Source organism: uncultured Paraglaciecola sp. (assembly GCF_913020055.1).
GTDB lineage: Bacteria > Pseudomonadota > Gammaproteobacteria > Enterobacterales > Alteromonadaceae > Paraglaciecola.
The window spans coordinates 1-9,891 of sequence record NZ_CAJWCF010000132.1; the positions used below are offsets into that span (position 1 = coordinate 1).

A 9,891-nucleotide genomic window follows, 5' to 3' on the forward strand; every position below is an offset into this window, starting at 1 on the left:
GCGGGAGTGGTGGAATTGGTAGACACGCTGGATTTAGGTTCCAGTGCTTCACGGCGTGAGAGTTCGAGTCTCTCCTTCCGCACCATATATACTTTTTATCAAACGAATTGCTGAATAAAGCGATATCTACATGATGAAAGCAGTTGTATTAAATTTATACCATCGCTCGGTATAGATTGTTTTTTATTCGCATCACCAATAAGAATTCCTTCGAAAATATAATTAATCCATCCTAAATGCTTTGAGGTGGTCTTTCGATCTTAATAATTTGAAATAGATAGGTTTTTACTCGGTATATCCAAATATAGTGTTACAAACTGACCACCTCTCAATACAACAAATTCCAAAGTTTGTGCTGTAGCAATTAATGTATTGGCTTGCTCTAATTCTTCTGGATCTGTAACGTCTTTACCATTAATTGTTTTTAAGATATCTCCAGCTTTAAATTTTGCAGCTCTAAACAATGCAGGATTTATTCCAGGTGCCACTGCGTAATTGTTGTTCTCAGCTGAAATTACGATGATATGATCTAGCTGCTTAGGTCTATTACCTATCTCTTTGGCGGTCAATGGCGTTACATTTTCTTTTATAAAGCGATTACTGGATTGTTGATAAGTGTTTGAGTCGCCTCCTTTTAAAGTGAGCTCATATTCCTTGCCTTCCAGAGTAACAATCACTGAGTCGACTAACACCTCATCTAGCAGAACGTCAGTACCATTAATTATTTCACCGATTGCATAATTGTCAGACCTAGAGTCAAACTGAATGACTGCTGAGCTATTAATAGCTGGGTTAGCGACAACTACTGCCAGTAAAGTTAAGTTCGAAATTACCGCTGTGGGTTTTGTTGAAGCGATAGTTGTGTTTTCTCTATCATCTGTCTGTAATTCGTGACCAGAGTCCGAGGAGGTTTCTTCTGATACAGGTTGTATATTCTTTGTTAGCTCAATTGACGAGCCAGCTTGATCCGACTTCATTGCTATCAAGTACCAGCTAGTTAAACCAGTGATACACACTATTGCAATGATGATTGTGATGACGTTGCTTTTTATAGGGGTCATGTATTTCACTAAGTTTGTACTTTAATGCAGTTGAGGATAGCGATCTTGGTCCATCCAGACAACGTTATTTTATTGGTTATTTATTTGCACTAATGTTTTTGACTTAAAATATGACATAAGGTTTATTTGTGTGTTCATAATTTAAGTCTAATTATTCATTTTTTAACTTCCAAATATATATAATTATTAAATTACAATTAAATTAAATAAAAACAGTCGGTTAGGGTTTTGTTTTGTGTTGGCACAATGTTTGCTTTTTCGAGGCGTAATTAATGGATTTAGCTTTTCGAGTAAAAATGAAACATTTAGTTTTGAATAAAGCAATGTTGGTGGGAATAGTCTCACTGATCGGCAGCGTATCTGCAGTTGTATTATCTAACGGTCATACTACAAAAGCGCTGAACACAGAATCGAAAAATATAGAGGTTACTCAAATAGCGGTTACCCAAGTAGCCCAAGAAAAGTCGTATATTTTACAGGGATTATCTTTAACCGGTCTAGTTAAGGCTGTTGAGCATGCTGGGGGGATGGTATCCAGAGAGTTTCCAATAATTAATGCTATTAGTGCATTACTTACTAGTGACCAAGTGTCATTACTCGCTTCCACTACGGGTCTTAGAGTAATGGAAGATCGAACTGTACTAACAGAAAGTGTCAGTAAAAAATTCATTATAGATACCAATATAACCACTCAAATAAATGCCAACTCTGCTCACGATATGGGAATAACAGGGCATGGTGTAACTGTCGCTGTTTTAGATAGCGGTATGTTGTTGGATGGCACAAAAGGTGCTCACTTACTTAATAATACTATCGGTAATAATCGCGTTTTAGCTATTTATGATGCCATTCTAGGTAATAAGACTAATTCTTTAAACACCGATAAAAATGGCCATGGCACTCATATTTCTGGGATTATCGCCAGTAGCTTAGAAGATGAATTTGGCAACTATAATGGGATTGCTCCAAACGCTAATTTAATATCTGTTAAAGCCTTTGATAATAATGGTGTGGGCTCTTACTCAGACACGTTAGATGGCCTAAATTGGATATACAAGAATAGAAGAGCCTACAACATTCGAGTGTTGAACTTGTCTCTAGGGGCTGAAGTTCGCTCAAACTATTGGAATGACCCCATTAATCAAGCAGTAATGAAATTATGGAATGCAGGTGTTGTTGTTGTTACGTCTGCTGGTAATTCTGGTTCAGATTATGGTTCTATAACTGTTCCTGGTAACAATCCATACGTGATTACTGTAGGAGCGATTACTGATAGTTATACACCATACGTCTGACGACAGGATGGTGACTTTTTCATCTCAGGGACCTACTTATGAAGGTTTTGTAAAACCTGATTTGGTCACTTATGGCGGTCATGTTAGCGCTAAATTGGACTCAGCTCTTGTCGATGCTGGTTTTGATGAAAGTGCTACTGGTGAATATTACAACACTGTATCTGGTACGTCTCAATCTTCTGCCGTTGTAGCCGGTACTGTGGCGTTAATGCTGCAATACAATTCGTCACTTTCTCCTGATCAAATAAAGTGTCGTTTGATGTCTAGTACTAATACCTCTGTTATCGGTAATTCGAATCCCTTCGCAGAAGGCGCTGGTTTAGTTGATGCTTTTGCTGCAATTAACAGTGTTGCAGATAACTGTGCTAATCAAGGTTTAGACATCCAAGCCGATATGGCCGGTACAGAACACTTTAGTGGACCTACTCAAATTGACGCGAATGGCGAATTTTACATTCAATCAAGTGAAGGAGTGGTTTGGTCTGAAGCGGGTTTATGGGCTGAAGCAGGTTTATGGGCTGAAGCAGGCTTATGGGCTGAAGCAGGTTTATGGGCTGAAGCGGGTTTATGGGCTGAAGCAGGTTTGTGGGCTGAAGCAGGTTTATGGGCTGAAGCAGGTTTATGGGCTGAAGCAGGTTTATGGGCTGAAGCAGGCTTATGGGCTGAAGCAGGTTTATGGACTGAAGAAAGTGTAGAAACTCAAAACTCTTCAACTGATGATTAATATTTAGAAAAGACAAAACAATAAGATTAGTAGGTAGTGACATTTGTCACTACCTACGTTAACGTCTGGAGGGTTACTTTTATCTATTTATCTCCCCTACATAATGTGAAAAATTTTGAATAAAAAAACAGCAATTACATGTTTCTTTTTCCTTCTATCGTTTATTTTCAGCCATGTTTATGCTGGGCAAGGAAATATACGTTTTCAACGTATTGCTTCAGAGCAGGGGTTATCTCAAGAAACTATTCTTTCTTCTTATCAAGACCTTGATGGGTTTATGTGGTTTGGTACCCAAGCAGGCCTAAATAGGTATGATGGTTATCAGTTTAAAGTTTTTTCTCATAGTTCCAGAAATCCAAATTCTCTGAGCTCCGATTGGATTTACACCATTAATGAAGCAAGTGACGGTCAGTTATGGCTTGGTACAATGGACGGTATCAATATTTATGACAAGTCGACTCAAACATTTACACACATAAAACACGATCCCACTTTAAGTTCGTCATTGAGCCAAAACAATGTAAGAGTTCTATTTAAAGATTCTTCAAATAATATGTGGGTTGGAACGCACGGTGGCTTAAATAGATATAACTCGAAGACTGGGGAGTTCTCCAAATTTTACAGTGAAGCAAGTCAGAACAAACAGGGGTTTGATAAAGTCTCTGGGATTGTAGAAGATTCAAAAGGATTTATTTGGGCCTCTACTGATGGAAATGGGTTATACAAACTTGATCCTAGTTCTGGGGAGATCATTTTATCGTTCGCACAAGTTAAAGAAAAAGTTGGTTTTGTTAGCCCTAACATTAGGTCTCTTTTTTTAGATTCTAAGCAACGCTTGTGGATTGGTGCTGCCGGCGATGGTTTGTCAGTCATTAATTTGCAGAACTTGTCATCAGAAAAAAAACTAGAGCTAAATTGGCAACCTGAAAAATTTGCAGGCTTAGTTATTTCTCATATTTATGAAGATAATGTAGGTGCAATATGGATAGGGACAGAAGTAGGTTTGTATCGCTATGATAGCCAAGCTAATACATTTCAATCCATTATTCATGAAGCAGATAACATATATAGTTTATCCACGAATCAGATCTCTTATTTGTACCAAGACAATGGGGGAGTATTTTGGGTTGGAACATTTAATGGTTTAAATAAGTGGAATACATCTACTGCTAAATTTGACCATTTACGTGTGACCTCTGACTTGACTACGAGCCTCAGTGATAACTTCATACACGGGTTTTACGATGGTGGTAATGAACATCTCTGGATTGCTACATTTGACGGACTGAATTTACTTAATACTAATAATGGTGAAGTTAAAAAATTCTTACATGACAGTAGTGATATTAATAGTTTGCGCACGGATAAAGTGATGGCTTTATTTGCAAGAAACCCTGACGAATTGTGGATTGGTTATAGGGACAAAGGATTATCTCTACTGAATAGAAAGACTGGTCAGTTTACCCATTACGTGAATGATCCTAATGACCCCACAAGCATCGGTGCAAACGGTGTTACATCAATTAAGCAAGCTAAAGACGGCAAATTGTGGATTGGGGTATTTGGTGGTGGAATTAATTTATTTGACCCTGCTACTAATGAGTTTGTCAGATACACTCATAAACCAGATGATAATCAAAGTATCAGCGGTAATAGAGTTTTATCTGTGTTTGAGGATAGTGTAGGGCTACTTTGGTTAGGCACTCTTGGTTCTGGTATTAGTATTTTTGATCCTACAACAACCAATTCTATTAGGTTAATGAATGAGGATAACGTGTTTTCTTCATTAGGCAGTAATGTGATTTTGGCTATTCATGAAGATAGTAAAAAGAATATCTGGGTAGGTACACAAGGTTCGGGTCTTAACAAATTGGCTGCTGAAGACAGGTTTAGCGGTAATTTTAATTTCGAGAGAATAGTGCGAGAGGAAGGGCTACCAAGTAATGCCGTGTATGGGATTGTTGAAGATTCTGAAGGTTTTTTATGGATAAGTACCAACAGGGGGATTACTAAGTATAACCCTGATACTAAGCAACTATTGAATTATGACAGTTCACATGGGCTGCAAGGAAACGAATTTAATTCTGGGGCTTATTATAAAGCTAAAGATGGGAAGTTGTATTTTGGAGGTACTAATGGTGTTACCGCTTTTTATCCTGAAGATATATCTCCTAATTCACACGTGCCTCCTGTTGTCTTAACTAAATTTCAAAAACTAAATGAAGTTGTGTCTATTGATTCACTTACCCCAGAAAGTAATAACATCCAGATTTCTCATAAAGATTATCTTATTGCGTTTGAATTTGCCGGATTAGACTATGCCTCGCCTAGTAATAACCGTTATAAGTATAAACTCGAAGGTTTCGATGAAGAATGGATTGAAGCGGCGGATGTGCGTAAGGCGACCTATACCAACTTACCTTCAGGGAATTATGTTTTTCGTGTTAAAGCGTCCAACAATGATGGAATTTGGAATGATAAAGGCGCAGTAGTTGCGTTAACAGTGCTGCCAGCACCTTGGTATTCTTGGTGGGCTTATTTGATTTACGGGCTAATATCACTCGCTGTTTTGTATCGAATTTATCGCTCTTGTGTAAACAAACTTCTTGAAGAAGCCAATTATCGTAAAAAGTTGGAAAGCGAAGTGGAGAGTCGAACCGTTGAATTAAGTAGTGCTAACGAGCAGCTCCTTAACGCAAGTATCACTGACCAGCTAACAGGTTTGAATAATAGGCGTTATCTAAACAGTATTGTTGAACAGAGGTGCTCAGCGGTATTAAGAGAATTTGAAAGGGAGGCTAAAACTGGTAAATCCAATTCTGAAAGTGGTCCTAGATTATTCTTTTTGATGTTTGATTTAGATGGATTTAAGCCCATTAATGACGCTTATGGTCATGGCTCTGGCGATAAAGTAATCGTTCAGGTTGGCGAAGTGTTGAAGTCAGTGTGTAGAAAGTCTGACACGGTTATTCGTTGGGGAGGCGATGAGTTTTTAGTTATGGGGCGTGTAGAGGAGTCTACTGAAGTGGAGATCCTAGCAGAACGTTTACGCAGTAAAATTGCCGCAAATGGTTTTGATATCGACCTTAAACAAAAAATGTATCTGTCTTGTTCTATTGGTTATAGTTTATTTCCTTTTTCACATCATTACCCCAATGCCCTTAGCTGGGAACAGGTTCATTTATTGGCCGATAAAGCGCTCTATAAGTCAAAGGGGGCTGGACGTAATAAATGGACAGGTATATTGCAGTCAGTGCAGAAACCACCTGCTAATGTCATGGGTACATTGACTCAAAACATTGAAAAGGTCATTAAAGATGGGCATGTAACGATCAAACAAAATACCTAGTTAATATCGCCTTAAGCAACATGAGTGCTTATTGGCGAGATCTAAATATCCAGCTCAAGCTTTCTTAGTTTCTAACGACTTCTTTAGCTTATAGAAAGTAGGCTCGCTAACCCCTAACATTTCTGCTGCTTGTGCCATATTAAAAGTGGCAACATCAAGTATCACTTTCATTACGGTAAGTTTTATTTCTGCTAGGCAATCGTTAATAACGACATTGCCACTGGCTATAGGTAATAAAGCTTGTTCTATATTGGCCCAGTTAGGTGGGCGATATTGAGGCTCATCCGTTTGCATTGCCAAGATTTTATCGACTCTTCGACGTGCCTTGCTTTGGGATATGTATAACCTAGCTGCAGTTGTACTCATCTTTTCGCCAGATTGAATATAAGTTTGCAAAATTAAATCATCTTCAATCCATGAACCGATAGGCGCATTAAAAAAATGTGGATGTTGATGATAAGAGTTGAAACTTTCAGCAAGTATTTTAGCGACATTTTCTAATGCACTATCCTTATCAAATACATCATTTTCAGGTTCGACCACTGAAGCTGATTTTTCTGTAAAAGGCTGTATTTGACTGAAAGCGTCGTTCGCAGTAGTGGATTCAGCAGCAGGTTTTATAAATTGCACATTAGCTTGTGTTAGATTTACCGTAGAGCTGGGTGATTGGGTGTTCTGATCATTAATATTTAATAATTCCCATTCGATAAAACTTCCTTCACACATTAAAGTCGCTTGCATCAGCTTGTTTTCTAATTCGCGAATATTGCCTGGCCATGCGTATTGTTGCATCTTATACAAAGCGTTTTCAGATAGGCTTTTCTTTCCTGAACTAAATTGTTCAGAAAATTTATTCAAGAAGTGTTTCGATAATAAGGGGATATCTTCACTGCGTTGTCGAAGTGGGGGGGTATGTAATGTCAAAACATTTAAACGATAATACAAATCACGTCTGAAAGTTCCTTTTTCAACTTCTGCAGCTAGATCGCGATTAGTCACTGCAATAATTTTCACATCTACATCAAGTAGCTTGTTTCCACCTACTGGGGTGTAATGTTTTTCTTGAACAAAACGCAACAGTTTGGTTTGCATTTGTAGGGGTAGCTCACCAATTTCATCGAGTACCAATACTCCGCCGTCTGCATCTGTGATTTTGCCTTTAGATGAGTTTTGAGCACCGGTAAATGCGCCTTTTACATAACCAAACAACTCTGACTCAATCAATGTTTCTGGAATAGAACCACAGTCAACAATTACAAAAGGTTTGTCCGACCTTGGACCTAGAGTATGTAAAGCGTGAATTAGGCGCTCCTTACCTGTTCCACTTTCTCCGGTGACTAAAACCGTTGTATCTGTGATTGCCGCACGTTTGGTGTGTTCCATCAATTTGTGCATGATAGCCGACTGAAAAACAATATTGCTCTCTTGAATACCTTCTTTCAAAATAGCTAATTCATGCTGCAACCGTTCATTTTGTGTTTCTAATTTACGATTGAGCTCTTCTTCAAGTCTGCTTCTTCTTAATGCTTTACCTAATTGTCTGATCAGCCCGGACAATAAAACTTTTGTGTCATGAGTAACTTGAAATTTGTCTGCTACCCCAGAAATAAAAAAGCAATCAGGTGAGTCTATTTTTAAGGGTAAGACTAGCACTACATTATCTCCGACAAACTTCTCTGAAGGAGTGTTGTTCAAATGCACAGAAGCCTGCATTTGATAGAGAATAGGTTTTAATGCTTGATGTTCTTCTGCAAGTGCAATGGCATTGTCTTCGGAACTGATTGAATACAATAAACTTGTGTCCGTTTTTTCATCGGTACTAATCACCCCCGCACACAGAAACTCAAAGGTTTGAGCCAAACGCTGAACCACGCTCTGTAAAAGGTGAGAAAACTCATACTTATCTGCAATCAATGAAGATATATCCCACAGCAGAAGCATGTTTCGATAGTCAGTCACAGTATCAGCTGTAAATATTCCGCCGAGATAATTAAAGGGTTGTTGCTGAAGATTAAAGTCATCACGAGACCAAGTAATGATTGATGGGATTTTTTCTTGTTGGGCTGCAGTTAAAGCTTGGTCTGCTCGGCTTAATAACGCGGATGCACGATCTGTCTCAGTCCTAAATACTTCGTCTTGTTTAATCGTAGCTGCACCAATATTAAAAGTAAGATTAATGGCACCGTCTAAGTATTGGTTATGTTGCAAAGTACTTTGAAGTTTCTGTGCGAAGTGAGTGACATTATCTTGGTCACTAACGCTAAATCCGATACCAAACAATGCGCCACTAAATCGGCTCAAAATATCGCTTTCTCTTGTAATAGGTCTCAGATTACTGGCTATCTCTCTGATAACTTTATCGCCATGTTCATGGCCAAACTTCTTATTTATTTGGTTGAAGTTGGTACAGTGCAGCATAATTAATCCGACAGAGTCGGTTCTACCTAGTGCAGTGATTTTAGTTTGTAGAACTGATCGAGAACAAAGTTTGGAAAGTGAATCAGAAGATAATTCAATATATTCGATTATCATATTGAGTAGAAAATTGATCGACTCAAGTAGTTTATAAAGGTGAGTAATTTCCAATGATGGCTGAACATCTGTTTTACTTAACCATAGGGGACTTGTTTTACTAAATACCAGCTTAAGCCAAACTGATTGCTCGGGCTCAGTGATCGTATTCGCTACTTTTCTAGGGATAAGCTTTTTTGTAGATTTTGCTAGTTCATCATTTATTGCAGTAGTACTGATTAATTTGATAAAGGTTGTTTTTTCATCAAATTGCACGACATGACAACTATTATGTTCGTTCAGATTAGAGTGCTGCTCTATTAGATTCGTTTCTTTAGCATCTAACTGACTGGTGTTTGCAACAGAAACTTGATTCTCACTGGTAGGCTTTTCAATTCCCAAAAATGAGTCATTGAGTAGCGGATGGAAAATACTAATGTCCTTCGCCCCGACATATGATCGTATAGTGTCTAAATGACGAATGAAGATATCTCTAGGGTGCAACTATTTTAGTCCTTGAAAAGTAAGCCATTTAATATTCCATAAAGCGCATTATTATGCAATTTGTCTGTGTTAAATAAAGCGCTGAGGTCAGACTATTTTAAAGCTAGGCATTTTACCCTCGACTTGCGTTATCGCTATCGCTATACTACTGCGTCTTTTTATCAGGCTGACTTGACTATAAAGAAGTTTTTCCTTTTGTCAGGGTTTTCGGACGCAACTAGTGTATCCGTAACAATAATTGTTTTGCGCCGATAAAAACCCATTAGTCATTGTCATTATATAAGCGCAAATATGCGCATAAATTGAGGTATTAGAATGCAAGTTTCCGTTGAGGCGACCAAAGGTTTAGAACGCCGTCTTACTATCACCGTTCCTGCTGAGTCAATTGATTCTGCAGTTAAGTCTCGCTTACAGCAATTAGCTAAAACCCAAAGAATTAATGGTTTT

At 38.2% G+C, this 9,891-nt stretch carries 6 protein-coding genes and 1 tRNA gene; 5 read left to right on the forward strand and 2 right to left on the reverse strand.

Going from position 1 to position 9,891, the window contains the following annotated elements:
* Positions 1-85: transfer RNA gene (locus QZ488_RS19750), tRNA-Leu, on the forward strand.
* A 175-nt stretch (positions 86-260) separates the two neighbouring features.
* On the opposite strand, the gene QZ488_RS19755 is transcribed toward QZ488_RS19750, so the two are convergent.
* On the reverse strand, positions 261-1,061 hold the full coding sequence (locus tag QZ488_RS19755; RefSeq protein ID WP_293751970.1) for a type II secretion system protein N: 801 nt from the start codon (positions 1,059-1,061) through the stop codon (positions 261-263).
* Positions 1,062-1,333: 272 nt separating this feature from the next.
* Here QZ488_RS19755 and QZ488_RS19760 point away from each other — a divergent pair, with 272 nt between their 5' ends.
* From QZ488_RS19760 to QZ488_RS19770, 3 genes are all read left to right on the forward strand, one after another.
* Positions 1,334-2,356 (forward strand): S8 family serine peptidase, encoded by a 1,023-nt coding sequence (locus QZ488_RS19760; protein ID WP_293751972.1) that lies wholly within the window; start codon positions 1,334-1,336, stop codon positions 2,354-2,356.
* A 10-nt stretch (positions 2,357-2,366) separates the two neighbouring features.
* The gene (locus QZ488_RS19765) at positions 2,367-3,080 is read left to right on the forward strand and encodes a S8 family serine peptidase (RefSeq protein WP_293751974.1); all 714 of its coding nucleotides are present in this window, start codon (positions 2,367-2,369) and stop codon (positions 3,078-3,080) included.
* Between the two features lie 115 nt (positions 3,081-3,195).
* Positions 3,196-6,429 carry a ligand-binding sensor domain-containing diguanylate cyclase gene (locus QZ488_RS19770; protein WP_293751976.1) on the forward strand — a complete coding sequence of 1,078 codons (3,234 nt, stop codon included), beginning with the start codon at positions 3,196-3,198 and terminating at the stop codon, positions 6,427-6,429.
* A 54-nt stretch (positions 6,430-6,483) separates the two neighbouring features.
* Here QZ488_RS19770 and QZ488_RS19775 read toward each other — a convergent pair whose 3' ends face one another.
* Entirely contained in the window at positions 6,484-9,444 is a 2,961-nt protein-coding gene (locus QZ488_RS19775; protein WP_293751978.1) for a sigma 54-interacting transcriptional regulator, read from the reverse strand.
* 315 nt (positions 9,445-9,759) lie between these two features.
* Between QZ488_RS19775 and QZ488_RS19780 the strand changes: the two genes are divergently transcribed.
* On the forward strand, positions 9,760-9,891 hold a 132-nt coding region (locus QZ488_RS19780), incomplete at its 3' end, for a trigger factor family protein (RefSeq protein ID WP_293751980.1).

Bases quoted from the DNA above. Each gene is read 5' to 3' on its own strand.
- QZ488_RS19755 (WP_293751970.1), bottom strand. From the start codon at position 1,061: ATGACCCCTATAAAAAGCAACGTCATCACAATCATCATTGCAATAGTG.
- QZ488_RS19760 (WP_293751972.1), top strand. From the start codon at position 1,334: ATGGATTTAGCTTTTCGAGTAAAAATGAAACATTTAGTTTTGAATAAA.